Consider the following 713-nt stretch of genomic DNA (forward strand, 5'->3'; position numbering starts at 1 on the left):
TTCATTCAACTGGACCGGATTCATACTCGGTTATCCGGCCATCGCCATGCTCGTGATCGGCCTGCTGCAGGGTGATCGCCTCGACTGGCTGAACTCCACGTTTATCTCCACGATGTTTTGCGGCGGCACGCTGTTGCTCGTGGCGTTCCTGATCAACGAATGGTTTCACCCAGTGCCGTTTTTCAAACTTCAGCTGCTTGCCCGCAGGAACTTCGCGCATGGGCTGCTGACCCTGGTGGGCGCGGTTACGCTGCTGGTGGGTGTCGCCGCCATACCCAGTCAATATCTCGCGCAGGTTCACGGTTACAGGCCGCTGCAAACCACACCGCTGTTTTTGCTGGTGGCCATTCCCCTTTTGATTACGCTCCCCGCGACCGCCGCGCTGCTCAATCTCCGGCAGGTCGACCACCGCTGGGTCATGGCCATTGGACTCTGCCTGATGGCGATCTCCTGCCTTCTGGGGAGTTTCGTGACCACTGATTGGGTTCGCGAGAACTTCTACTGGCTTCAGTCGCTACAGATTCTGGCGCAGCCGATGGTGATCATGGGAATACTGATGGGCGTCACGACCGGGTTGCCGCCGACAGAAGGCCCGTTTGCCTCGGCTATGTTCAACACGCTCAAGACGTTTACCGGCGCCGCCGCAACCGGCCTCATCGAAGGTCTGGGCACTGCGCGCGAGCATTTTCATTCGAGCATGCTGGTGGACCAGT

1 protein-coding gene is annotated in these 713 nt (G+C 59.2%); it reads left to right on the forward strand.

What is annotated here, in order from left to right; translation table 11 throughout:
* The coding region (locus PQR54_RS38855) for an MFS transporter (protein ID WP_459251848.1) at positions 1 to 713 on the forward strand (713 nt) is incomplete at both ends.

This window comes from Paraburkholderia phytofirmans, assembly GCF_046028095.1.
Classification (GTDB): domain Bacteria; phylum Pseudomonadota; class Gammaproteobacteria; order Burkholderiales; family Burkholderiaceae; genus Paraburkholderia; species Paraburkholderia phytofirmans_A.